Below are 24706 nucleotides of genomic sequence, written 5' to 3' on the forward strand. Positions count from 1 at the left end.
ATAACATCAGAAAAGCCTTGCTCATAAGCCGCTAAGTCGGTAATTTCTATCTCCTAATATTTTTTGTTATTCAGTTAAAACGATGACAAAGTATAAATTTTAAGTGACAGTATTTATTATTCAAAATTAGAAACAAACGATAAATACTTACCTAGTCAATTTATATCGACGTTAATAGCATTTAACTGTTTAAGTTCAAGGAGGTTGCCTTGCTGGATAAGCTTGGTGGTATCGCATTACAAAATGAATCGTTAAAGTGGTTATTAACCCCGGTTCAATTTAAACAAGAATTGTTAACTCGCATCGCGAATGCTACGAATGCGATATATATTGCTGCGCTTTATTTAGAAGATGATGAAGCGGGCCGAGAAGTTCTTGAGGCGTTACTTGCAGCTAAAGCTGCTAACCCAGAGTTAAAAATAGTTGTCCTAGTGGACTACCATAGAGCTAGGCGTGGCCTAATTGGCCATAAAGGTGATAGTGGTAATTACATCATGTACCGCAAAGCCATGGCTGCTGCGAAGGCACCTTTTGACATCTTAGGTGTACCAGTTAAGTCTCGCGAGTTTTTAGGGGTATTACACCTTAAAGGCTTCATCATTGATGATGCAGTAATATTCAGCGGCGCTAGCATTAATAACATTTACTTTAAACAAAACGATAAGTACCGTTTTGATCGTTATCATGTACTGGAATCTGCTGAGCTTGCTCGCAGTATGGGTGAGTTCATTGAGCAACATCTAATTAGCGATCCGGCTGTTTGTCCGTTGACTCAAGACAGCAGCGACGAAAAATGCCCTGATAAAAATGACATGCGCACCTTTAAAACTCGCTTATCACGTTCAGATTATCAGTTTGAAAGTACCCGTATTGGCAATCGTGTTACGCCGCTTGTAGGCTTAGGCCGCAAGAAGAATAAGTTAAACGAAGTGGTGATAAAATTGGTTGATGAATCAACCGAGTCACTGTTTATCTGTACGCCGTATTTTAACCCACCAAACTCTTTAGTGAGAGCGTTGACGCGTCATTTACGTAATGGAAAGAGTATTGATATCGTGGTGGGTGATAAAACCGCCAATGATTTTTATATCCCACCAGAGAAAGATTTTTCTACCATTGGTGCATTGCCTTACATGTACGAACAAACCTTACGTAAGTTTGTAAAACGTCAGCAATGGGCGATTGAAAACGGTCAGTTACGGATCCACTTATGGAAAGACGGTATCAATAGTTATCATTTAAAAGGGATTAGTGCTGATGGCAAAAAGCATCTCATCACTGGTTCTAATTTAAACCCAAGAGCGTGGGCGTTGGATTTAGAAAATGGTTTGTTATTGCATGATGACAGTGGTGTGTGGAAGCAAAGTTTTGAGGCGGAACAAGAATTTATTCTGCAGCATACCGAAAAACTGTTCCATTATAGTCAAATTGAAACCGTGCAAAAGTATCCGGCTCCTGTGAAAAAGATTATGACCAGGATAAAGCGCTTAAAAGCTGACCTTTTACTAAAAAGAATTCTATAGTAACTTCATCACCCAATTGGGTGATGAATTTTTTTGAACGTTATAAACTATAACGTGTAACCGAGAATAATCCCATGTTGGCGTTACCTCCTGAGCAGCAACACGCAGTTCATCGTTTGTATCAATACCGAAAATCTATTTCAACTAAACCATTTGCTGCCAGAGGGAAAAAACTCATTCGCTGCCAGTGGTGTTTATTAGGAGAAATTTTCTGTACCTGTCAACATAGACAATATATCAATACTGAAGCCCACTTCATGCTAGTCATGTATGATGATGAAGTGCTAAAGCCAACCAACAGTGGCCGTTTAATTGCTGATTTAGTCCCTAATACTAGCGCTTATTTATGGTCTCGTACTGAGCCCAATAAACAAATGATTGAAGCGATCAACGACCCCAAATATCAGCCAATGCTGATATTTCCTGAGCAGTATGCCCAAGAAGGGCAAATGGTGGTTAGTCATCCTAGTCAATGTGACAATGCCGCCACTGGTAAAATACCGCTGTTAATTTTATTAGATGGTAGCTGGCGTCAAGCGATCAAAATGTTTCGTAAAAGCCCTTATTTACATAGATTGCCATTGTTTTCTTTTAGTCCTGAAACCTTAGCTAATTACGAATTAAGAAAAGGCAGCCATGATTTTCAGCTATCAACTGCTGAAGTGGCAGCTCTGGCTCTTGAAGCCATCGACGAGCCATTAAACTCCAAAGCATTGAGCTCGTGGTTTAATTTATTTGTTGAGTCGTCGTTACTGGGTAGAAATCGTCGTTTAAAAGAAGATATCATTCCGATTGAAAGTTATATTCAGCAGTTTGAACAAGCAATGCTAAACGCAGCGGCTAAATAGCGTTTAAATACCATCATAAAAGCAGCGGATGCGAGTGTTACTCTATGTTAGAAAGTAAGTTGATTGTGTTATATCGTCTAGAGCCCGGTTGTTTGGGCCCCGATGGTATGGAGCACATACAAATATTTTGTGATTTAGCACAGCAAATGCTGGCAAGCCTTGATACTGCAACATGCCAATGGTTTTTAGAGCCACGTTACAACAAACAACTCGATGAAATGGCGTACTGTCTAGCCAATAACATGTTATCTCGTGAGCAAGCCACTAAATTTATGGTTCGCTTTGGCGATGATTTAGAGCAAGCTCAAGAAACCTTCGAAGACAAATTAACCTTGTTAATCAATCAATACCTATCACGTAAAGGCTAACCGACCTTGTTTATTTCAACTTTATGCTCCGATATTTCTGTTTATTCTTTTGATGAATAAAGCCGTGTTCACCTCGGGTAAGTATTTTATAAGTTATTGTTTTATAAGCTTCAGAGTTTCAATTTTATTCGTGTTAGCGTATAATTGCCTTCGCTTTAATCATCAATCTAGGCTCCAGTATGCAAACTCCATCGTTTGATAGTCCTTCGCCATTACTACATGACAACGCCGATTTAATTCAAAAGCTCGAGCAGCAATTTGGATTTAATCAGTTTAGAGAAGGGCAAATTGATGTAATTAAACATATTTTGTCAGGAGCATCTTCTTTAGCCATTTTTCCTACAGGCTCAGGTAAATCACTGTGCTATCAATTTAGCGCCTTACAACTGGCTAATGTCACCTTAGTGGTATCGCCATTGCTTGCGTTAATGAAAGATCAAATCGCTTTTTTAAATGCTAAGGGAATAAATGCCGCCAGCATAGATTCAAGCTTAACCTTTGAGCAAACACAGCAGGTTATGCGTGATGTTCGCCGCGGGCATACAAAAATTTTAATGGTGTCAGTTGAGCGTTTTAAAAATGAACGTTTTAGGCAGTTTCTTAGCAGTATTGATATTTCATTATTAGTCGTTGATGAAGCTCATTGTATCTCTGAATGGGGCCATAACTTCAGGCCTGATTATTTAAAAATCCCATCTTATGTGCAGCAATTTAGTATTGCCCAAGTGTTGTTATTAACCGCCACAGCCACTGAAAAGGTAAAGCTGGATATGGCCAACCGTTTTGCTATTTTGCCTGAGCAAGTGGTACAAACGGGTTTTTATCGCAGTAATTTAGATATCAGTATCAAACCTGTTGTTGAAGCCGCTAAGCAATCGGAATTAGTCAACACAGTATCGCAATGCACAGGTGCTGGGATTATCTACGTGACCTTGCAAAAAACGGCAGAAGATATCGCGGCTTTTTTAAGTGCTAACAATATTCAAGCCACCGCTTATCATGCAGGACTTGATTCAGAGCTCAGAAATCGCATCCAACAGCAATTTATGGACGGCCAAATCAACGTAATTGTTGCCACAATTGCCTTTGGTATGGGAATAGATAAAAGCAATATCCGTTTTGTGGTTCATTACGATTTACCGAAATCTATCGAAAACTACAGCCAAGAAATCGGCCGTGCAGGCCGAGATGGGCAATTGTCTCATTGTATTACGCTAGCTAACAAAGATGGCTTAAATACCATTGAAAACTTTGTTTATGGCGATACGCCAGAACCCTCAGCGATTACCAACTTAATAGAACATATTAGCGCTGAAGTTGAACATGGCCGCTGGGAAATGCAAGAGTATGCGATTTCAACTAGCTGTAACATTAAACAGTTGCCGTTAAAAACCCTGTTAGTTCAACTTGAATTAGCCAACGTGGTGCAACCAAGCTTTGCTTATTTTGCTGAGTTTAAGTATCAATTTTTGATTGATAAACAGCAGTTGCTGGCCAGTTTTGATCCCCAGCGCCAAGCGTTTCTGCAGCAAATATTTGAGCATACTCGTTTTAAGAAAATATGGGGTCAACTAGATTTCGATAGCTTATATCAGCAATATGGTGCAGACAGGCAACGGGTAGTTTCGGCGTTAGACTACCTAGCAGACAAACAATATATCCAGTTAGAAACCAAAAAAATAACCCAAGTGTTTAATGTTGATATCAATGCTTTAAGTAATCCAAACCTTATTGTAAGTTTGTCTGATTACTTCCAAAGTAACGAAGTCAAAGAGATAAAACGTTTAAATCAGCTTATTAGTTTTTTTGAATCAACTGAGTGTATTACTGCTAAATTGGCGCGTTATTTTGATGATCAGCAAGCACCTAGTCATTGTGGTCATTGTAGTGTCTGTCGTGGGCAGATAGCATTGTTGCCGCAACAGGCATTAGCGCCAATCACTCAATTAGCGTCATTGCAGCAGTATCTTAATAAGTTTTGCACTCATATGAACGCAAAAGGCATTATGCCGATATCTGTAGCGGTTCAAACTAAATTTTTAGCAGGTATTAGTGTGCCGATTTTTACCCGCAACAAAGTAAAGCAACTGTCAGGTTTTGGTTATTGCAGTCAGTATCGATATCAAGACATCGTTGATTATATCAATCACATAAACGGTAATAACTCAGATATGGAACCAGGTTAATATGAAGAAGAAAGCCGTAGATGCACTACTTAAAAAGCATGAAAAACTTAACCATATTGAAGGGGTTAAAGTTGTTTCCCATACTCAGCGTGAAAAAGAAGAGTGGGTTTACCATACCTTGATGTTAGCGGGTTACGATGTAGCATTTAAATTTAAGCGTACTAAAAAATATAAGAGCTTGCAGGATCAACTTGTGAGTTTAGTGTATTACCCTGAAGAGCATACTGTGGCTGGATTTAGCGTAGAGATTATGCAGGTTGTTCGGGTTAAACGTTGTTAAATTATTACCTTGGATCCAGTTAAATATTAAACAGCGTTAGCAGATGCACCATGGTTATTTGGGTTATCTGCTGACGCTTTGTTATAACGCTGTTTAGCCATGGTCCCACACATTAATTTGAATAGTGGTAATCACCTTTAGCTTGCCAAATACGGTATCTTAACGTTGCATCTTCAGGTAGGTAAAATATTTTTGGTAAACGGCTATCATAATTGATGCTCAAGCTTTGTCCCATTGGCACAAATTTAGCCGTTTTAGGTTCATTACACATCATCATCGTACTTGGCCCTACCGTTATACTATCGACGCTATAAAACGGATATCCCCAGCCTGATAAATTCTGCTCGACCAATTTGCCACTTAGTCTATGGTGATTACAATCTACCAGCTTATTTTGGCCAATTTGAATTTCAATTTTATAACTCGCCTCATCATCACGCTGTGCTAATTCAAGTATATGTTGCACTTGCTTAGTCGCTGGCTTTGGAAACATCTTTATATTGTCAATTAGCTGATAATTTTCATGAGTATTTTTATGCATGGTTATCATTGCGGGTTGACTAAATTGGTTAGGCACAGGGCTAGTGGCATAAGCGGGTACTATTACTGTCGCCGATACGCTTAATAACGTTGCCATAGGTAGTTTATTTAATTGGTTTTTTAGTAAAATTTTCATATGGTTTCTCTTATGTAAAATGTTATTGTTATGCTTGTTATTGTTTTAAACGTATCAAATGCGTAAAAGGGTTATATTTTTTTAAATTTAATTTTTTAGCATTTAAGTATAGCGTTACCTTTGCTGGGCTTACATTGACTTATATAAATCATAGGACGTGAAATTGAAGACGAGTTTAGAAAATTCTGCACAAATACTAAGAATGGCAGTGCCGCAAATGTCCGCGCTGCATATACCGGTTACCCCAGAAAATTATGCCATTTGGTATCAGTATTATGCGGAAACAAATTTAGACTTAAAACGTGCGATCGATGGTTTAATTGCCAATAAAGTTGAGTTTACCGCCGCGGTCAATCAAGGCCTTTATAACAACTTTATTCATGAGCAGTCTCCAGAAGTCATTGATAATGTTCAAATTGAAACCAAATTACTCATCAATAGCTTATACAGTAAGATCAGTCAGCTTTCTTCTGGTACTAGTGACTTTTCATCGAGCTTACATTCTTTAAACGAGGAACTGCAGTCAAATCCAAGTCCACAATTACTTAACGAGTTAATCGTCAATATTAGTTTTGAAGTGGACAAGGTGCTATTAAACAACGATTTAATGAAAGCCGACATAGACTCTCTGGGTAATGAATTAACGACTTTAAAAGATGAAATGACCAGTTTAAGTAAAGTGGCAATGACCGATGAATTAACCTCGTTAAATAATCGCCGTGCCTATGAGGTGTTTGCTTTAGAGCAAGTCAGTTTGTTTAGCCATAGCAATATACCTTGTTGCCTATTAATGATAGATATCGATTTCTTTAAAAAATTCAATGATACTTATGGTCATCTAGTTGGCGATAAAGTGCTGGCATTTGTGGCTTTTGCATTAAAACAAACGGTAAAAGGTAATGATTTCGTTGCCCGCTATGGCGGTGAAGAGTTTGTGATTTTATTGCCTAATACTGAGCTACAAGATGCCTTAACGGTGGCTGAGCAAATTAAAAATCGTATTGCAGATAAGCAGCTCACCATTGGTAAAGAAAAAAAGCAGCATTTAGGCAATATCACAGTATCGATAGGGGCTGCTGAAATCCACCCTGGAGATGATAGTGATACCTGGTTAAGTCGCGCTGATGAAATGCTGTATCAAGCGAAATCATCAGGTCGCAACTGTGTTAAAGGCTAATGTTTATCGGCAGAGTCTATACCCGCTTTAGCTTGCGGGTTAGCTTCACATTGGGGCAAGTCCATATGCATCTTAATCAGGTGCTCATCCATATCAAAAGATACCGTAAAGCCAAGCCCTTTGGCGAGGTTTGCCATACTGCGGTTTTCAAACATGGTAAAGCCCGCTAACACAGGAGTATTAGTGGTTTTATAATAGTTAATCAGTTTTTCTAATAGCATTTTACCTAAACCAATTCCTTGATAGTCGCCGCGCACCGCCATAGCAAATTCTGCTTCTGTATTATCAGGATCAGTCGATGCTCGCACCGCACCTAAGGTGATTGCCTCACCATTTTCATCTTCTGCAGTGGCGATAAATGCCATTTCTCTGGCGTAATCTATTTGTGTTAAAACCGCCATTTCCTCATGGGTCATTTTCGAACGAACGCCAAAGTAGCGTTTATAGCGATCTTCATCACTGAGTGAGTTATCAAAGGCTAAATGCTTTGGCTCATCCTCAGGAAGAATGGGCCTGAGCATGACCTTCAAGCCATTTTTCAAGGTGGCCTTTTGTTCTAACTCTTTTGGGTATGGCATGATCGCTAAGCGCGCTTTGGGATCAATATCTGTACAATTGAGCTTCATGTTAACGTCAAGCAGGGTAATGGTTTCACCTGCGGCGAGCACTGGGTTAAGGTCTAAAGAAGCGATTTCAGGGCAATCGATAATCAGGTGCGATATTTGGGTTAGCATCACACACAGTGCGTTCATGTCTAAACCAAGGGGTAAATGTCTGTCTCTAAGTTTGTGAGTTTTCAACGCCTGAATGACCATATAGCGCGCCAGTGCCATATTAAGTGGCGGTAGGGCAACTGCAGCATCACGTGTTGGGTCCCATTCTGAGCCGCCTTCACCAAGGCAAATTGCAGGGCCAAAAACAGGATCATTAATCACAGAGACCCGCACTTCTTGAGCGCCAGCGGTTAATGCCATTTTTTGCACTATCATGCCATTGATTTCAGCGTCAGGGTTGGTGTCCTTAACTCTGGAAGTAATGGATAGCGCTGCCTGATACACTTCTTCAGCATTATTGAGGTTTAGTACCACACCGTGCACATCAGATTTGTACATCAAGTCAGGGGATTGGACTTTTAGTGCCACAGGAAAGCCCAACTTGGTGGCGATATTAACGGCTTGCTCTGCGCTACTGGCAAACTCTGTATCTATGGTATTTAAACCGTAAGCTTTTAAAATGTCACTGGCTTCATGGGTTTCGAGAATAAAACGATTATTGGCTTGGGCTTTTTGTAATAAATTCCGCGCTGTATTAGTGTCAGTGGGAATATTATCTGGAATAGATTGCGGCACTTCTTGCAATAGTTTTTGATTACGGCGGTATTCGACCATATGCATAAAGGCTTTTACTGCGCCTTCAGGGGTTCGATAAGTCGGAATCCCGGCTTTACTAAATCGCTTTCTTGCGGTGTAGGCTGAATCCTCACCACTCCAATTGGTTAAAATATTTAACTTGTTTCGATTTGGATGGCCCTTGATGACATCAATTAAACTCTGGGCGATTTGGTCACTTTCTTCTAATGCTGATGGTGAATGCAGCACTAAAATAGCGTCCATTTCTTGGCTATCCATCAATATAGTTAGTGCTTGGCTATAACGTTTACTGTCAGCATCACCGACAATATCTATTGGATTTTGACCAGACCAGGTTGTTGGCAATATGCGATTTAATTGAGTGATGGTGTCATCTGACAACTGTGCCAGTTTACCGCCTTTAATAATGAGTTCATCAGCGGCCAATACTGCAGGGCCGCCGCCATTACTGATTATGGCGACTCGCTCACCTTTTAATGGCGTGGAGTGGGCCAAACTTTCAACTGCGGCAAACAGTTCAATTAAGTCATGCACCCGCAACATACCACCACGCTTAAAGGCTGCATCGTAGACGGCATCATTGCCGCCTTTACCGCCTGTGTGCAACATAGCGGCCTTAACGCCTTCAGCACTGCGACCCGATTTAATCACAAATATGGGTTTATTACGGGCTGCTGCGCGCGCTGCGGATAAAAAATGACGCTTTTCACTAATAGAATCAATATAAAGCATAATGGCGCTGGTGCGGCTATCACGACCTAAATAATCGAGCAATTCATCAAAATTTATATCAGATGCATCACCTAAAGATATAAACGATGAAAAGCCGATGTCTTTATTATTAGCCCAATCCAGCACCGTAGTACAAATGGCGGCAGATTGTGACACAAACGCAATTTTGCCTTTTTTAGCGCCGGTATGCGCTAGGCTCGCATTAAGACCAATGGTGGGAATAATCATCCCTAAACTATTTGATCCCAATATTCGCATGCCGTAACGTTTTGCATTTTGCAGCGTTTGAGTTAACAGGCTAACACCATGTTCATCAAACTCATCAGCCATGCCTGAGGCCATAATTATCGCGATTTTACAGCCAAACTGCGCCAATGTTTCGACGATATCAGGTACGCGACTGGCGCGAGTACATATCACGGCTAAATCGGGTTTAATGGGCAGCGATTCAATATTGGGATAAGCCAATACGCCCATAACGGCGGAATATTTAGGGGTTACGGGCATAATGGGCCCTGAAAAGCCGCTGGCCAATAAGTTTTTCATCAACACGCGCCCCGCGCGCTTTTCACTATTTGAGGCACCAATAACGGCGATGGAAGTGGGTTTAAATAATGTGTGAATACTTCTTTGGCTCATAATACCCTCAGCATAATCATTAACGCGTGGTAATTGCTTGTAATAAGACGTTTTTACATATCTCTGATAGCCATACTATTTTAGCTTCATGGCGCCGCGATGAACTACAAATAATCGCCATGTCTATGGCGACTTCTTTTTTGTGCAATTCAGCATCGATTTTAAAATTATAGGAGTAATGATCGGCCAGTAATTGGCGATGTAAACTATAGTTGTCGGTAATGATTGTCGGATTATGGTTTTCATTTAATTCACGAAAATATTCAACATGTTCATTTAAATCATCAACTAATAGCTTTACAAATTCCCCTTGCTCATTGCCCACTTTAGTAACATAACCAGAAGCCACTTTTTTCTGATACAGCTGCTGCGGTCTGTCTCGCAATGATTGCACGCCGATATCAATGGAGCCATCGATCAAGCCATCATTACTGGATTTTCGCCATTGTCTTAACTCTATGGTGGCATTGGTTTGTTTGCGTAATTCATTGATTAGGCTTTTACCCATTAATACCATCAAGGGTTCGCCTAAGTGCACCGAAATGAACTGCAGGTTTTTAGGGTCAAAGTATTCTGGTTCTAGGGCTAAGCTAATTTGCTCGATAGAACTTTGGATTTGCGGGGCGATTTTATCGGCATAACTGGTGGGTTGTAGGCCATTAGCGGTGCGAATAAATAACGGGTCGCTTAGTTCTTCACGTAATTGAGCCAATACTTTTGAGACAAATGATTGTGAGCGGCCCAGTTGCTTGGCGGCTTTTTGGGTCGAGCCTGATCTATACAGGGTGACAAACACATTCAGTGCATTCAAATCCATGAGATACCGATAAATAAGTGCAATTTAACAATATATTACACTATAAATTCGAAGCGTACATTGGGACTAAAGTAAATAGTTCATTTGGAATATCGGTTATTCCGTTATCACAGTGAGTTATTGCTAGTATTCAGCTCATATACAGCGAGACATTGTTACTCTCCCTGTTAAATATCTCATGTTTTTAGGATCTTTATGACTGAATTACCTGATATCGACACGGTTCAACCATCATTGAGCAATAAGTTATCTTTCTATGTGCGAAAAATGACCACATTTATTTTATCGTTATCGGTTATCGGACTTTTAAGTTATGGCTTCTCATTACTCACTCAAATACACGGTAAGCAATTACCTGAAGGCTACTTTGTTAATGGCTACCCCAGCATTTTAACCCTATTAGATTCTGAATTTTTTATGGGCTTTGTGTTTGTGGTCACCATTTTGATCATTTGCTATGTACTGCTGTTATTTTGGAAATTACATGAAGTTGCAGTTCATAAGGCAGAAGCCATGTCGAGTGCCCATACCCAAATTGTGTTTGCTTTATCTTTATGTGGTTTGTTTATTGATAAGACCTGGTGGGTACTGGCGATAATCATTGCTTTTGGGCGCTGGGATGTCCTATCTAAACGGTTATCAAGCATCATTAGTAATGGCATCAAAGGAGTTAAATCATGAAAGAGATCATGTTGCCTTATGTGTTAATTATATGGCTCTTAGTTAAATTAGGGGTAATTCAATGGAACCTTACTAATGCGGTACGCACCATTGGTTTAGGAATGTTTATTGCTTTTTCATTGTTTACTGGCCATCGCTTTTGGTCACCCGCTGATTTAACCGATAGCTCAACCATTAAAGCGCCTCATGCAGTGCTAAGTCCACTCATTGGTCAGGAAGTTGAAAACGTCTATGTGACTCATAACCAAATCGTTAAAAAAGGGGACTTGATTTACACCTTAGTATCAGTGGATAGCACGGAACAAATCAAAGCCCTTGAAGCCAGTAAAAATGCAGTACAAGCGCAGCACGCTGCCGCAATCCAACAAATTAACGCTTTAAATGTCAGTATCAATAATGATGAGCGTAATTTAGCGCGTCTAACGGCCTTAAAAGAGCATGCAAGTCAGGTGGACCGCGATAATTTACAGGCGCAGATTGATGCCAATCGTGCCCAAGTGGCTGCCAATATTGCCCAGTTGGGCGCGCAAACAGCGCAAATGCAAGCTATTGAGGCTGATATTGAATCGGCTAAATGGACAGATTCACGTCGTGAAATACGGGCTCAATATGATGGGCAGCTTGCCATTACCAATGTAACTGAAGGCACCCGCTTGGGTAATATGCACTTGTTTGATACCAGTAAGAAATTTTTAGAAATGCGCATTGCCGATCAATCATATCGCTATATAAAACCTGGGCAGTTTGCCGAGTTCTATGTGGATGCTTATCCGGGAGAAATCTTTAGAGGCAGAGTGCACAGCATTACTTCAGGTACGGGCGAAGCCATGATTAACCCCATGAGTGGCAGTCAACATGTGCGCCAGCATGTGGGTAACAATGGCGGCTCTCATGGTCGTACAGTCGTTATTGAGTTTGAAGAACCTGAAGGTTATTCATTACCGATTGGGGCAACCGGCTCAGCTTGGATTTCTGCTGAGAAACCCCATCCAGCATTGGGCTTTATGGATATCATTGGCGCGGCGACTGTTAGGCTTAAAGCGTTAAAGTCGTACCTGAATGCGCTTTAGCAATTTGCCTTCGTTGCGAGTCATTGGTATTAGCATTAGCAGAGTGAGTAATATGACTCGCTCTTAATTGCTTATTACCACAGGGTTTACTCATCCTAACTGAATTGATTCAAGCTAATTACTTTAACCTTTAGACAGTGCCACTTGTGTTTCATTACAGCTTTCAAGGGCACTATTTTGCTCAAAGTTTTGGTTGAGCTGGTCGTTATAGTAGTCGCTAAATTCGCGCATAAGCCCTAGTGCCAATATTGCTATTGTCATTACTTGGTAGAGTATTCCTGACCATGACATCAAATATATTGAAAGCATCAGGTTTAATCCATTACTGGCAACCATAGCTAACCTTAGTTGACTGCCCGCTAAGAAGAATAAACTAAAGCTCATTACGACTGCAGCGATAACCGCACACCATTCACTCCAATGCTCAGCCCATAGAAAACCCTGCGTCATGGCAATAATACTAAAGCTGAGTGACATGGCTAAAGGTGATGTTAACCAGGCAGTCGATGCAAGATTTTGCTGGTTATTGCTATTCAAACTTTGACATAAACGAAAGCGAATAACATTAACTAGTTGGTTGGCCATGCCGAGAAAGCTGCCTAATAAGCCTAAATGGATTGCGGTAAGTACTGACGCTATCATATTGCCATGAATAAATTTGCAGTCTTGTTGTTGGCTATTTGCCCACCAGCCAATGGCCATTGAGACAAAGCCAATAAGCTGAAAGTAAAATAGGGGCTCGGCAATAAACTGAAAATCAAATGCGGAAAAATCTAACACAGGCAAGCACAATCCAAGAAAATTAAGGATGCGTATTGTCGTTTTTTTCAGCAATAACACAATGGCTAAAATCGCATAATAGCCTCGCTCATGTGATTAGATATAAAACTGTGAACTGGAGAGTGTTTTTTGAACAGCTAGAGTTGGCTAAGTTGTATTTTTGTTGAGCTTAAGATCGATTAATGTACTGTTTGGGTTTGATATTAGTTGTCCATTTTACGCTAATTTAAAACCACAACTAAACCTGAACCAAGTCAGAATAAAAACCAGCACACGCAAATCAATTTATCACCAATTTAGCCACAGTGGATTTGCGGAATATCTTGCCAACAGCTGGTGTATTGCGGGGTTAATAGCTCACGGCGCATATGCCATTTACCTCCAATACCTTGGGCGGCGACAAATATTGCATCACTACCGTAGCGTTGATTTAACTTATCAAAAACCTGCATCAAGGCAGGATCTTTTACTGGGGCAAATAAGTCTGTTTGCAAATGCTTGACCGGTGATAAATCTAACAATCCAATCCCGATTTTATAGTAGCGAGTATTGGGGTTATAAAGCTTACGGGCAATTTCTGCTGCGTAACTGATGATTTCACGGTTGTCATTAGTTGGATATGCACAGCGGTAATGATATTTAAAGCCATTAGGCTGTTCATCATAAGGGGAGTTACTGGCAAAGATCAGTATGGTGCTAGCCACAGAGCCTTGCTTTCTGGCTTTGGCTGCCGCGATACCAGCATGCTTACTGAGCGCCTGTAATAATGAGTCTATATCGCTAATACGTTCACCGACACTACGAGTTGAAAAGATCTGCTGTTTATCTGCTCTGGCGCTATCCCAGCCTTTACAAGCCTCGCCATTGAGCTCTCTGACTGTACGCTCGATTTCAATACTAAATTGGCTACGAGCAATGCCTGGTTGTAATTTAGCCAGATCCAGTGCGGTGGTGATCCCCATGGCATGTAATTTGTTACCGATCCGCGAACCGATGCCCCACACATCGGTGACTTTCATTGTCGCTAAAATGGCATTTCTTTGCTCAATGGATTGGATATAACATACCCCGTTATAGCCCTGGAGCTTTTTAGCGGCATGATTGGCCACTTTGGCAAGGGTTAAGGTGGCAGCAATACCGACACACACAGGTAAGCGGGTTTCTTTCCAAACAGCTCGGCGGATCATAGCGGCATGGCTTAATAAACACGGGATCGCAGGGTAACAATGTTTAAATGACAGAAATGACTCATCAATAGAGTAAATATGTTGCTCAGGTGCAAAGCGGCCAATCACTTCCATCATAGAGTGAGACAAAGAGGCATAAAGCTCATAATTGGAGGAAAGCGCAATCACGCCTGCTTTTTCACAAAAATCGCGCACTTCAAAGTAAGGACCAAATTTACCCACTCCTAATGCTTTTGCCTGGCGGTTAGCCGCCACAATGCAACCATCGTTATTGGACAGCACCACGATAGGACGGCCACGCCACTCTGGGCGAAACACTTGCTCGGCGCTGCAATAAAAGGAGTTGGCATCAACTAATGCATACATAGTTTAACTGTCCGTTAGTCGTTAGTTAATCAGCTAATATTAGTCATTAACTAATATAGGGCTTTGGCGATGACAACGGATCGAACGGATCACCACGCCTTCAACACTGAAGTTGTCATACTCTTGTATCGTGACACTCTGGTGAAGATCATTTGCCGATAATAATAATCGCCGCTGGGTATCAATGAGCTTACAGACAAAGTTGCCATTATAGTTCGCCACGATCACATCATGGTTTTCGACACTGACATGGCGATCCACAATGAGAATGTCTTTATCAAAAATGCCGATTTTCTCCATAGAGTCGCCGCTAGCTTGGCCAATAAAAGTGGCACTGGGATGTTCAATCAATAGCTCATCTAAACTTAATGGCAGTTGCCGATATTCAGCAGCAGGACTTTCAAAACCAGTAATACCGGCACAAGCAAAAATAGGAATAACCTTCATAACAATCGACACTTAACAGCACTGTATGTTTATACAGTATTATAGCTGTCCCCGTAAAATTGGCAATAAATTCCGTAAGGTTGTCGAATAAGTGTGCGAATTGTTGGTTATTCAATCTGTTATGGGTCATTGAGGGAATGCTTTGCTGAGTGAGCTGAACTAAACAGCATTGCTAAGTACTAAATTATGAGCAAGGTAAGCGTGAGTGTTTAAGATTGAGTGGCGACTATTATCGAGCTGCTGTCGAACCATTAGCCGAAAATAACCTAATAAGCATTCTTTAAGGAAAAACGTTAAAAGTTAATTGTTTGTTCAGCTTACGTTTAGCTTACGTAGGTAAAATAGAGGCAAGTTTAAAGCTTATTATCAGTATCAGAATTCAGTTGTTCATCAACGGGAGTAAACATAATGAAAAAAGTATTTATCATTTCAATGTTAGCAATATTATCTTTTGGCGCGAGCGCTAGCCCATCGACTCAAAAGCCCGTTGTCATTCAAATTCAGGATTCATTCACGCAAATCAATAGTGCTTTAAGCTGCTCAATTGTATATGCCAACGCTCCGATGACTTCACAGGCCGATTATTATAAAGGAGTAGTCTACGAACGCTATTCAGATCTTGTTGAACAACTCGTGTTATCAGGCCAGTCAGAAGAGGGCGCAAGACAAACAGCGATTGAAAAAATTGTCATGCAAACACAAACCATTGAACAACAAATCAATGATACTAAAAGCGGTGGAAAAACAGAGTTAAAACAACTGCTGCAACAAACGGCTAAAAAGAATGATTGTGTCCATTACGTAAATAATTAAGATGTACGGTCATAATTAATATTCATAGAGCTATTAATATAATCGTTAGCACCATTCTCAATACAATCCTATTGCCAATAAAAATGCAGAATGTCATAAACATTCTGCATTTTTTAGTTTCTAAACTGCAAATCAATATTGCTTTACATCGAAGCTATGACTAAAGCGATTACCACCAAGTGTAATATAGGGCGGTAAGGATGATGATGATACCAACTGCCGCAATGTTAAAGCTGCTCGAAGTTTTAAAGCTTACATCATCTAAACTCACACAGGTATTTTGCTGATTGTTCGGTGTTAATAGTGACACCACAATACACAAGGCTAAACATAGTAAGAAGATCAGCCCGATACGGTCCATGAAAGGTAGCTCAGGCCAGAATATTTTAAATACTAGCGAGAATACCGCAGCACCTATCGCAGCAGAAATCGCGCCAGTTGAACTGGTTTTAGACCAGAACATACCCATAACAAATATCACGACAATGCCTGGTGTGAAGAAGCCGGTGAACTCTTGAATATATTGAAAGGCTTGATCAAATTGTCCTAATAATGGTTCAGCAATGAATAGGGCAATGATAAGCGATACTAATGATGCAATACGGCCAACTTGTACGTAATGGTGTTGAGATTTCCCTTGCTTCCACTTGCTATATAAATCCATGGTGAAAATGGTAGAAATACTATTGGTCATCGAAGCCAGTGAAGACACAATAGCCGCAATTAAGGCAGCAAAGACTAAGCCTTTAATGCCAACAGGCATTAAAGTCATCATTGATGGATAAGCTTGATCTGCTGAGGTTAAATCAGGATATAAGATAACGGCGGCAATACCTGGTACCACTACAATGAGCGGCATTAACATTTTCAGGTAAGCGGCAAACATAATCCCTTTTTGTGCTTCTTGCTCATTTTTAGCAGCAAGGGCACGTTGAATGATGTACTGGTTAAATCCCCAATAACTGAAGTTCATAACCCAGAGGCCACCAAAGAGTACCGAGACACCTGGAAGATCTTTATAAAAAGGATTATCAGGACTTAAAATCATATCAAAATGACCAGGCAAACGATCGGTTAGAATACTAAAGCCTGCAATTGCCCCTTCACCAGCGCTCACTTCAACTAAGGCTAAATAGCTTAACAATAATCCACCAAAAATCAGTAGTACAACTTGTAAAATATCAGTGTAAGCTACGGCTTTAAGCCCACCGTAGAGTGAGTAGACCACAGAGAAAGCTGCTAAGAAACACATACCCGTCATCCAATCGACGCCGGCTACCGTTTCGATTGCAAGACCACCTAGCCATAATACCGCGGTTAAATTCACGAAAATATAAACAGCTAACCAGAACAAGGCAATAATGGTCTTAACTCGAGTGTCAAAACGTTGCTCCATGTATTGAGGCATGGTGAAAATGTTGTTCTTTAAGAAAATGGGTAGCATGTATTTACCAACCAAGATCAGAGTAAGCGCGGCCATCCATTCATATGAAGCGATTGCCAAACCCAGAGCATAGCCAGAGCCTGACATTCCAATAATCTGTTCTGCTGAAATATTAGCAGCAATAAGTGATGCACCAATGGCCCACCAAGGTAATGATTTACCAGCTAAAAAGTAATCTTCAGTATCAGCGCCATCTTTTTTTGAGCTACGTGAGATCCATAATGCAAGGCAGATGAGTCCTATCACGTAAACTGCAAATACAGTGATGTCTATTGAACTTAGCTTAATGTCCACAGGATTTTCCTTTCCAATTTTATTGTTATTAATGAGTATAAAAACGCTGTCACTTCAAAAGACAATAGTTGTCTGAAAGTCATGGCTTTTAACTCAAAGTATGAAGTGAAACGTAAAAAACCGCACAGAAAACTCTGTGCGGTTTGGGATTATTGAGTGATTTTTAGTACTTGAGCATATTCACTAGGGTAACTCTGAGGTAGAACAACTGTTAGTCCGTCAGCATCTTGAGAGAACTTGAGCTCACCAGCTTGACCAATAAGTGAAATTTTAGCGATTTTATCTGGATAGTTTTTAGCATTGATTGAGCGGATCGTAATGCTATTACCATTACCCGGCCATGCTAATAGCGTTGCGTAAAGGGTGTCTTCATTACGGGTAAAGCGCACATCGCTGCTGTTAAAATCTTTACGGTTCTTCTCTGCATTATTTGAATGCTTACCGTCAACGACTTCAGTTTCACCTTCTCCGTAGGTTACCCAAGGACGGGTAGAGTAGATTGCTTCGCCATTTATCGCTAACCAATCACCAATCTCTTTCAATAACGTGACTTCAGCCTCTGGTATGGTGCCATCGGCTTTAGGGCCAATATTAAGTAGTAGAGAACCGTTCTTACTGACGATATCAATCATGTCATCAACCAATGAGTTTGCATCACGGTATTGATGATTGGTTACGTAACCCCAAGAGGTTTTAGACACTGAAGTATCAGTTTGCCAAAAATGCTCATGGATATCAGTCATACCACCACGTTCAATATCAAGTACTGCTGAACCTGGCACAAAAGATCTAAAATCTTTGTGTTCTTTATAATTAAGCGCTGGCATGCGATCCCAACTCAGCCCTTTATTATAATAATAAGCGGTAAATGCTTCTACATGATCATGGAAAGCGGGTGATGCAATCCACCAATCAAACCAAATAAGTTCAGGCTCATATTTATCAACAATTTCAACGGTACGTAATAACCAATCATCCATGAATTCTTTCGTTGGTGGTGTTTCACCAGCCTCTGAAGTATCACGATTTACCGCAGGGCCATATAAGTCACGGTTAGCCTCATCTTGGACATCTGATGGCATTTCTCGGCCGCCATCAAAAAACCACCAGTTTTCAGCACGATGACTTGATAAACCAAAATGAATATCCACTTTTTCAGTAGCGGCTTTTAATTCAGCAATAATGTCGCGTTTAGGTCCCATTTCAACAGAATCCCAGCGGCTATAACTATTATCATACATAGAGAAACCATCGTGGTGCTCTGCTACAGGGACAATATACTTAGCGCCTGATGCTTTAATAATATTGAGCCATTCATCAGCATTAAACTTTTCTGCCGTGAACATAGGCACGAAATCTTTATATCCAAATTCTGTTTGTGCCCCCCATGTTTCAGCGTGATGTTCTTTTTCATCACTCATAGGCTCATCGCGATACATTTTACGAGGGTACCATTCACCATTATATGCAGGGACAGAATACACGCCCCAGTGAATGAAAATGCCGAACTTGGCATCTTGATACCATGCAGGGATCTCATACTGGCTGAATGAGGTAAAGTCAGCTTTATAAGGACCTTGGTTAGCAACTTGGTGAATGCTCGCCAGTTTTTGTTCAAGGTTTACAGCTGATGCTTGTTCAATTACTTCTGCAGATTTTGTAGGTGTTTGACTATCAACAGATACTGGAGCTTGGGAACAAGAAAATAAGCTTGCGGTAACAGCAAGAGCAACGGCGCTTTTTAAGTTGAGCTTTCTCATAGTGTTCATAAATATCGACTTTATATTAAGTGCATTGAATATGAAAACTACTATAAAGTTAAATGTTAAAAGATTGCAAGAAAATTCACATGTAAACATAAATATTTATATTTAAACTAAATACGTTTGCCCATAACAATGTATTTTATTGGTGTTAAGTTATTGTAATTAATGCGTTTAAATTGAAAGGTTACAGAGTTAGATCCGATACTTACATTTATTGTTGTGTTAACAAATGATCATTATGATGCAGTCAAATAAACTCATAACACTGGTAACAACTAAAAATATACCTTAAATAAGCGCTGGAAAATATGGTTAAGAAAATAGTTGATATCACGGGAAATGATATTTAGGTAACGAATAGCTTAGTCACTGATCAATCGGCAGGTGAATGAAACAGTGTTCAAAAAACTAATTTTTCTCAAAAATGCATCCAAAAATCATTATCTCTCTCTGCCATTATTTGACGAATTTTATAAATTAATCATTGATATTATTAGTTAAATATTATTTAAGCCTATACAGCAAGGTAACTTTTAAGTGAAACGATTACTTTGAGTTTAGTATCTCAACAATTATATACTTTGATCATTTAACTTGCGTTTTTGTATACAAAAATTAAAATGCAAATATAAACGCAGTCATTAGTTTGATTATCATTTCCTTCTTACATTCACTTGGCTTAACGATAAAAGGTTAAGCCGAATGAGGTTTGTGGCACATTTTTCAACCTTGACTGTTCTTTTGATTTACTGCTCCTATGTGAGCTTGATAGATGTCACTCATAGAGTGTGCCTATTATCAATATAAGGAACGACGTTGTGAATTCATTAAGCCTTAAAAGCCTGGATAAGCTGGCGCAAGCAGAGCAATCTGTACCCAATTACCGCATGGGAGATAAACAACCAAAGATTGGTATTGTGCATATTGGACCCGGTGCATTTTTTAGAGGTCATCAAGCTTGGTATACCCATCAAGCAATGAAACTTGCTGGTGGAAATTGGGGAATAAGCTGCGTTTCAATGCGTTCAGCAGGTGTAGCTGAAGCACTTAATCCACAAAATGGTTTATTTACACTGGCGGTATTAGATGCAGAGCCAAGCTATGAAGTTGTAGGGTCTATTCAAGAGGTCATTGTCGCAACGCAACAATATCAACGCGTTATGGATAGGCTAAGTCATGAAGATACTCAATTCGTTACAATGACGATAACGGAGAAAGGCTACTGCTTAGACAGCGAAGGTTTGCTTGCACGTGAACATGTAGACATTCAACAAGATCTAACAACGCAAGCTAATGCGATTTCAGCAGTAGGCTTACTTTCACAAGCGTTAATGTTGAGGTTTGATAAAGGCTTAGCACCATTAACCATATTGAGCTGCGATAACCTCACAGATAACGGCAAAAAATTGCGTCAAGCCATTATCAGTTTTTCTACAATAAAGTACCCACAAATGGTTCAGTGGTTGTCGACACAATTGATATGTCCATGTTCAATGGTAGACAGCATTACACCAGCGACTGATAACAGTTTAAAAAGCCAAGTGAAGCAGGCTCTAAATGTGACAGACAGTTGGCCTATAAAACGTGAAGCCTTTATTCAATGGGTAATAGAAGACTGTTTACCCAGTAAAAGACCGGCTTGGGAATTAGCGGGAGCCACATTTACTAAAGATGTTCGTGGTTTTGAACATGCCAAATTACGTTTACTCAATTGTCCGCATTCAACACTCGCTTATTTAGGCGTCTTACTGGATGTTGAAACCGTATTTGATGGTATGCAAATCCCTAAGGTTGTTGAGTTACTTGAAGATTTAGTCAAAGAAGAAGTGATTCCTTCATTTACCGCACCGGAAGAAATGGATGTAGTAGCTTATAAAAATGATATTTTTGATCGGTTTAGAAATCCTGCTATTAGACACCTTGTGGCACAGATTGCATGGGATGGTTCACAAAAACTGCCAATGCGAATATTGCCTATTATTGAAAAAAACATAGTAGAAAACCGCAGTATTAAAAATTTAACAATGGCAGTTGTTGCTTGGTTTATGTTTGTAAGAAAACGTTATCAACAACAAGTAGAACTGGTTGACCCTCTAGCTGATAAGTTGCTGACAGTGGCTTCACAGTGCAATAACCAAGCTCAACATGATATTACTTTACTCATGTCCATTTCAGAGGTGTTTTCTGCAGAGCTGAGTCAACATCCGGTGTTTATTGAAAATTTACAAAATAGTTATCAACAATTACTGCCACTGTTAACTGGCGATAAAACGGTTTGGGCATAACTTAGTTATCGTAACATATTGGCGAACAAAGGAGTGATGGGTGTCTTTATTAGTAATTGGCGAATGCATGGTTGAGCTACGTGAAGTAGATGAGACTATGCTGGTTAAATCATTTGCGGGTGATACTTACAATACCGCGGTATATGCAAAACGATGTAACCCTGAATTGGAAGTACATTATTTATCAGCTTATGGCGGAGATGCCTTTAGCCTCGCGATGAATAAGCAATGGCAGCAACAGCAACTTAATACCGACCTATGTGTTTATTTACCAGAGCGAAATACCGGTATTTATAACATCTCGTTAGATGCGTATGGAGAACGGAGTTTCAGTTATTGGCGGAAAGGGTCTGCTGCGAGTGAATTAATGCTGCACCTAGATACAAAGATGGTGATTGAAAAAAGTAGTCAGTTTAAAATTGTATTTTTTACGGGCATTACTTTGGCCATTATGTCAGATAAAGGTAGGCAAATCTTGCTTGATCTTATTTCTTTATTGAAACAGAAGGGCTGTAAGATTGCATTTGACCCAAACTATCGAGCGTTATTGTGGTATAAACAAGATGCTCGGAACTGGATTCAAAAAGCCTATGATATCAGTGATATTATTTTACCAGGCTTAGATGACCATCAAAGCTTATTCGGTCATTAAACATTAGCTGACATCTTGGGGTACTTTTCTCGTTTCAACACCAGTGAACTCGTCATTAAATGTGGTGAGGATGGCGTTTATGGTTACACACAAGGTGCGCTTACTCCCCCTGCTTTTGTGCCATTTATGGCTGCGGAAATTCAAGTCGATACCACTGCTGCTGGTGATTCGTTTGCTGGCGCTTTTCTCAATGGCACAATTAAAGGTATGTCTATGATTAACAAACTAAGCATTGCCTGTGATGTCTCAAGAGTCGTTGTACAGTATCCTGGGGCAATTATCGATAAAACTATTGATTTCGCGTAAGAATGAATCTTTTATATGTAAAGTTTTTCCTTTATATTTAAAGGTTGGTAACGGTGTACTTGTTGCTGATGATAATATTGTTTTTATTCAAGTTGATGTAATTAAATAATAAATTAGTTTTTTGTAAGATAATTATATACATCTGTAGTTATATTAACTTATTTATCATCAAATATACGATGAAATAATTGTCGACTTTTATCATTAAAGATCTACAATATTATTGTTTTTGTATATGAAATAAACCCTAAGTGAATGGCATGAAAAGGAATCAATAGTGACGACACAAGTAGCTAAAAAATACTCTGCTCCAGCTCTGGAAAAAGGCTTAGATATTTTAGAATTACTTTCTAAAGATCTGACACCATTAAGCGTCACTACTATTGCTGAAAAGCTCAGTCGTTCAAATGCTGAAATTTATCGGATGATTTTAGTTTTAGAACAGCGTAATTACATTGAAAAAGATATTGAAAGTGAAGGGTACAAAGTAACGCGTAAATTGCTTCAGTTAGGCACAGAACAAGAGCCTATTAAAGATATTCTAGAGTTTTCTCAGCCTATAATGCGTCAGCTCGCGGAAAAAACAGCAATGTCTTGTCATATTGCGGTGCAATCACAAGAACAAATTGTAGTAATTTCTCGTGTTGAAACCCCAAGTAACCTTTCCTATTCGGTGAGAGTGGGTTATAGACGTCCAATCGTATATGCAGCATCTGGACGGATTTTGTTTACATATCAAAATGCCTCAAAGAAAGAGCAAATGCTAACGATGCTTCGTCAACATCATGAAGAAAAAGATATAAACAGCTTCTTAACCGAATGTAAGAAAGTGGCTAAACAAGGGTGTCTTAGTGCGCCTAGTGCCTTTGTAACTGGCGTGACCGACTTATCTTGCCCAATTTTAGATGGTGAAAATGCGGTAGCTTCTTTGTCCGTGCCATTTATTAATCGTATACCTGAAGAAGTGGGTATTGATGATGTGTTGAAAGAACTAAAAAAAGCGGCCGCAGAAATATCAGAAGCGGTGACTTATGGTTTTGTTCGTAAATTATAATTTACAAGCCGTTACAGTGAGTGTGAACTCGAAAAATTAACCTCAAATTATTTACAGGCTCTCAAAAGAGCCGATTAAGTTCGGCTTTTTGTCTGTTATATTTAAGGCTGTTAACTAAACAGCCGAAACATTATTAAAGGATTACTTTACACAACCTAAATCACCAGTAGCCATTGCTACCAAACCTATGTTCGCCAGATCAATATCTAACTTACCTTGTGTCGCCACACTCAAAATACTGGTGATGTTACTGTAATCAAATTCCCCGTCATTACTAAAACAATCTAAAGGAATAAACATCTGTGTCCATTCATCTTCAGGTAAATTGAGCAATCCACACTTTAACTGAAAGGCGCCTTTACACTTGTTATCATAATTGCACTGCATTGAAATAGTGACTTTGTCGTTAGGCTGTTTATTGATTTTAATTTCGAAGCCTAGAGCTGCCACGTCTTTAACACTCTCAAGGTTAATCTGGTGATGACCTACTGAAAAAAATGTGTCATATAAAATATTTCCGCCCCATTCATTTTTTACTTTTTTGCCTTTCCATTTCAGATTAATAGCATCATTTTTATTTTCTTTAGTTATCGGACTTACTGTAAGGTTTTTTCGCGTCGTAGTGGCATGTTGATCGATAACTGCAATAGAATAATTCAGACCATTGCCTACAGAATATTTCCAAGGTTCAATTGGCTGGCCATTTTTCATGTAATTAGAATTTGGGTCTATTTCTATAGCATGAATATGGGTTAGCGCACCAGAAAAAAAGCATGCTAAACCAATCATTAATGTCCTTCTAGCTTTAGGGATACTCGTTAGTTTCATACTAGACACCTTTGTTTTGTTAGTTAACCTTTAAAGTAATCATTTATATATAAAAATCAATTATTACTTACAACTTGACTGGTAATTGGCTTTCATTATTATACTGAAAATCTTGAT

General features: G+C 39.6%; 20 protein-coding genes and 1 pseudogene. 12 read left to right on the forward strand and 9 right to left on the reverse strand.

All coding sequences use genetic code 11. The features are described 5' to 3' along the window. Positions 1 to 209: 209 nt before the first annotated feature. The 5 genes from pssA to BCU57_RS06290 all read left to right on the forward strand — a co-directional run bounded on the left by pssA (position 210) and on the right by BCU57_RS06290 (position 5205). On the forward strand, positions 210 to 1523 hold the full coding sequence (pssA, locus tag BCU57_RS06270) for a CDP-diacylglycerol--serine O-phosphatidyltransferase (RefSeq protein ID WP_102439833.1): 1314 nt from the start codon (positions 210 to 212) through the stop codon (positions 1521 to 1523). Positions 1524 to 1600: 77 nt separating this feature from the next. Beyond that, on the forward strand, positions 1601 to 2371 hold the full coding sequence (locus BCU57_RS06275; protein WP_102439847.1) for a tRNA-uridine aminocarboxypropyltransferase: 771 nt from the start codon (positions 1601 to 1603) through the stop codon (positions 2369 to 2371). Positions 2372 to 2415: 44 nt separating this feature from the next. Further along, positions 2416 to 2739 (forward strand): hypothetical protein, encoded by a 324-nt coding sequence (locus tag BCU57_RS06280; protein ID WP_102439834.1) that lies wholly within the window; start codon positions 2416 to 2418, stop codon positions 2737 to 2739. Between the two features lie 179 nt (positions 2740 to 2918). Next, positions 2919 to 4925: an ATP-dependent DNA helicase RecQ gene (locus BCU57_RS06285; protein WP_102439835.1), complete on the forward strand. Its 2007-nt coding sequence runs from the start codon at positions 2919 to 2921 to the stop codon at positions 4923 to 4925. A 1-nt stretch (position 4926) separates the two neighbouring features. Then, positions 4927 to 5205, forward strand: coding sequence for a hypothetical protein (locus BCU57_RS06290; protein ID WP_102439836.1), 279 nt, complete (start codon positions 4927 to 4929; stop codon positions 5203 to 5205). Between the two features lie 112 nt (positions 5206 to 5317). Here BCU57_RS06290 and eco read toward each other — a convergent pair whose 3' ends face one another. Continuing rightward, entirely contained in the window at positions 5318 to 5881 is a 564-nt protein-coding gene (gene eco, locus BCU57_RS06295) for a serine protease inhibitor ecotin (RefSeq protein ID WP_102439837.1), read from the reverse strand. A 202-nt stretch (positions 5882 to 6083) separates the two neighbouring features. Here eco and BCU57_RS06300 point away from each other — a divergent pair, with 202 nt between their 5' ends. Further along, complete coding sequence (locus tag BCU57_RS06300; RefSeq protein WP_102439848.1) at positions 6084 to 7058, forward strand: GGDEF domain-containing protein; 975 nt, start codon at positions 6084 to 6086, stop codon at positions 7056 to 7058. Here the strand turns inward: BCU57_RS06300 and BCU57_RS06305 are convergent. Together BCU57_RS06305 and BCU57_RS06310 are read right to left on the reverse strand one after the other, a co-directional pair. After that, positions 7055 to 9799 carry a bifunctional acetate--CoA ligase family protein/GNAT family N-acetyltransferase gene (locus BCU57_RS06305; RefSeq protein ID WP_102439838.1) on the reverse strand — a complete coding sequence of 915 codons (2745 nt, stop codon included), beginning with the start codon at positions 9797 to 9799 and terminating at the stop codon, positions 7055 to 7057. The genes BCU57_RS06300 and BCU57_RS06305 overlap by 4 nt on opposite strands. A gap of 19 nt (positions 9800 to 9818) precedes the next feature. Beyond that, positions 9819 to 10616 (reverse strand): LysR family transcriptional regulator, encoded by a 798-nt coding sequence (locus tag BCU57_RS06310; RefSeq protein ID WP_102439839.1) that lies wholly within the window; start codon positions 10614 to 10616, stop codon positions 9819 to 9821. Between the two features lie 195 nt (positions 10617 to 10811). Here BCU57_RS06310 and BCU57_RS06315 point away from each other — a divergent pair, with 195 nt between their 5' ends. Further along, entirely contained in the window at positions 10812 to 11297 is a 486-nt protein-coding gene (locus BCU57_RS06315) for a magnesium transporter (protein ID WP_102439840.1), read from the forward strand. After that, complete coding sequence (locus tag BCU57_RS06320; RefSeq protein ID WP_102439841.1) at positions 11294 to 12367, forward strand: HlyD family secretion protein; 1074 nt, start codon at positions 11294 to 11296, stop codon at positions 12365 to 12367. The genes BCU57_RS06315 and BCU57_RS06320 overlap by 4 nt, the downstream gene beginning before the upstream one ends. 123 nt (positions 12368 to 12490) lie before the next feature. Here BCU57_RS06320 and BCU57_RS06325 read toward each other — a convergent pair whose 3' ends face one another. From BCU57_RS06325 to BCU57_RS06335, 3 genes are all read right to left on the reverse strand, one after another. Beyond that, positions 12491 to 13147, reverse strand: a complete 657-nt coding sequence (locus BCU57_RS06325) for a YgjV family protein (RefSeq protein WP_241901023.1) — start codon at positions 13145 to 13147, stop codon at positions 12491 to 12493. Positions 13148 to 13443: 296 nt separating this feature from the next. Then, the gene (locus tag BCU57_RS06330) at positions 13444 to 14700 is read right to left on the reverse strand and encodes a Y-family DNA polymerase (RefSeq protein ID WP_102439842.1); all 1257 of its coding nucleotides are present in this window, start codon (positions 14698 to 14700) and stop codon (positions 13444 to 13446) included. Positions 14701 to 14739: 39 nt separating this feature from the next. Then, positions 14740 to 15147 (reverse strand): LexA family protein, encoded by a 408-nt coding sequence (locus BCU57_RS06335; RefSeq protein WP_102439843.1) that lies wholly within the window; start codon positions 15145 to 15147, stop codon positions 14740 to 14742. A gap of 408 nt (positions 15148 to 15555) precedes the next feature. Here BCU57_RS06335 and BCU57_RS06340 point away from each other — a divergent pair, with 408 nt between their 5' ends. Next, complete coding sequence (locus BCU57_RS06340) at positions 15556 to 15960, forward strand: hypothetical protein (RefSeq protein WP_102439844.1); 405 nt, start codon at positions 15556 to 15558, stop codon at positions 15958 to 15960. A 169-nt stretch (positions 15961 to 16129) separates the two neighbouring features. Here BCU57_RS06340 and BCU57_RS06345 read toward each other — a convergent pair whose 3' ends face one another. Next, positions 16130 to 17692: a sodium/sugar symporter gene (locus BCU57_RS06345; RefSeq protein WP_102439850.1), complete on the reverse strand. Its 1563-nt coding sequence runs from the start codon at positions 17690 to 17692 to the stop codon at positions 16130 to 16132. A 155-nt stretch (positions 17693 to 17847) separates the two neighbouring features. After that, positions 17848 to 19467, reverse strand: coding sequence for an alpha-L-fucosidase (locus BCU57_RS06350; RefSeq protein ID WP_241903568.1), 1620 nt, complete (start codon positions 19465 to 19467; stop codon positions 17848 to 17850). Between the two features lie 815 nt (positions 19468 to 20282). Between BCU57_RS06350 and BCU57_RS06355 the strand changes: the two genes are divergently transcribed. From BCU57_RS06355 to BCU57_RS06365, 3 genes and pseudogenes are all read left to right on the forward strand, one after another. Further along, on the forward strand, positions 20283 to 21749 hold the full coding sequence (locus tag BCU57_RS06355) for a mannitol dehydrogenase family protein (RefSeq protein ID WP_241903594.1): 1467 nt from the start codon (positions 20283 to 20285) through the stop codon (positions 21747 to 21749). Between the two features lie 40 nt (positions 21750 to 21789). Beyond that, positions 21790 to 22707: pseudogene (locus BCU57_RS06360) on the forward strand (sugar kinase). 277 nt (positions 22708 to 22984) lie between these two features. After that, positions 22985 to 23761 carry an IclR family transcriptional regulator gene (locus BCU57_RS06365; RefSeq protein WP_102437779.1) on the forward strand — a complete coding sequence of 259 codons (777 nt, stop codon included), beginning with the start codon at positions 22985 to 22987 and terminating at the stop codon, positions 23759 to 23761. 141 nt (positions 23762 to 23902) lie between these two features. Here the strand turns inward: BCU57_RS06365 and BCU57_RS06370 are convergent, their stop codons facing one another. Continuing rightward, entirely contained in the window at positions 23903 to 24589 is a 687-nt protein-coding gene (locus BCU57_RS06370) for a putative glycoside hydrolase (RefSeq protein ID WP_133149363.1), read from the reverse strand. Positions 24590 to 24706 lie beyond the last annotated feature (117 nt).

The organism is Shewanella sp. 10N.286.48.B5, assembly GCF_002874355.2.
In the GTDB taxonomy this organism is placed as follows: Bacteria; Pseudomonadota; Gammaproteobacteria; order Enterobacterales; family Shewanellaceae; genus Shewanella.

Coding starts and splice junctions, on each gene's coding strand:
- BCU57_RS06335 (WP_102439843.1), bottom strand. CDS start 15,147: ATGAAGGTTATTCCTATTTTTGCTTGTGCCGGTATTACTGGTTTTGAA.
- BCU57_RS06300 (WP_102439848.1), top strand. CDS start 6,084: ATGGCAGTGCCGCAAATGTCCGCGCTGCATATACCGGTTACCCCAGAA.
- BCU57_RS06330 (WP_102439842.1), bottom strand. CDS start 14,700: ATGTATGCATTAGTTGATGCCAACTCCTTTTATTGCAGCGCCGAGCAA.
- BCU57_RS06290 (WP_102439836.1), top strand. CDS start 4,927: ATGAAGAAGAAAGCCGTAGATGCACTACTTAAAAAGCATGAAAAACTT.
- eco (WP_102439837.1), bottom strand. CDS start 5,881: ATGAAAATTTTACTAAAAAACCAATTAAATAAACTACCTATGGCAACG.
- BCU57_RS06350 (WP_241903568.1), bottom strand. CDS start 19,467: ATGAACACTATGAGAAAGCTCAACTTAAAAAGCGCCGTTGCTCTTGCT.
- BCU57_RS06310 (WP_102439839.1), bottom strand. CDS start 10,616: ATGGATTTGAATGCACTGAATGTGTTTGTCACCCTGTATAGATCAGGC.
- BCU57_RS06305 (WP_102439838.1), bottom strand. CDS start 9,799: ATGAGCCAAAGAAGTATTCACACATTATTTAAACCCACTTCCATCGCC.
- BCU57_RS06285 (WP_102439835.1), top strand. CDS start 2,919: ATGCAAACTCCATCGTTTGATAGTCCTTCGCCATTACTACATGACAAC.
- BCU57_RS06280 (WP_102439834.1), top strand. CDS start 2,416: ATGTTAGAAAGTAAGTTGATTGTGTTATATCGTCTAGAGCCCGGTTGT.
- BCU57_RS06320 (WP_102439841.1), top strand. CDS start 11,294: ATGAAAGAGATCATGTTGCCTTATGTGTTAATTATATGGCTCTTAGTT.
- BCU57_RS06340 (WP_102439844.1), top strand. CDS start 15,556: ATGAAAAAAGTATTTATCATTTCAATGTTAGCAATATTATCTTTTGGC.
- BCU57_RS06315 (WP_102439840.1), top strand. CDS start 10,812: ATGACTGAATTACCTGATATCGACACGGTTCAACCATCATTGAGCAAT.
- BCU57_RS06370 (WP_133149363.1), bottom strand. CDS start 24,589: ATGAAACTAACGAGTATCCCTAAAGCTAGAAGGACATTAATGATTGGT.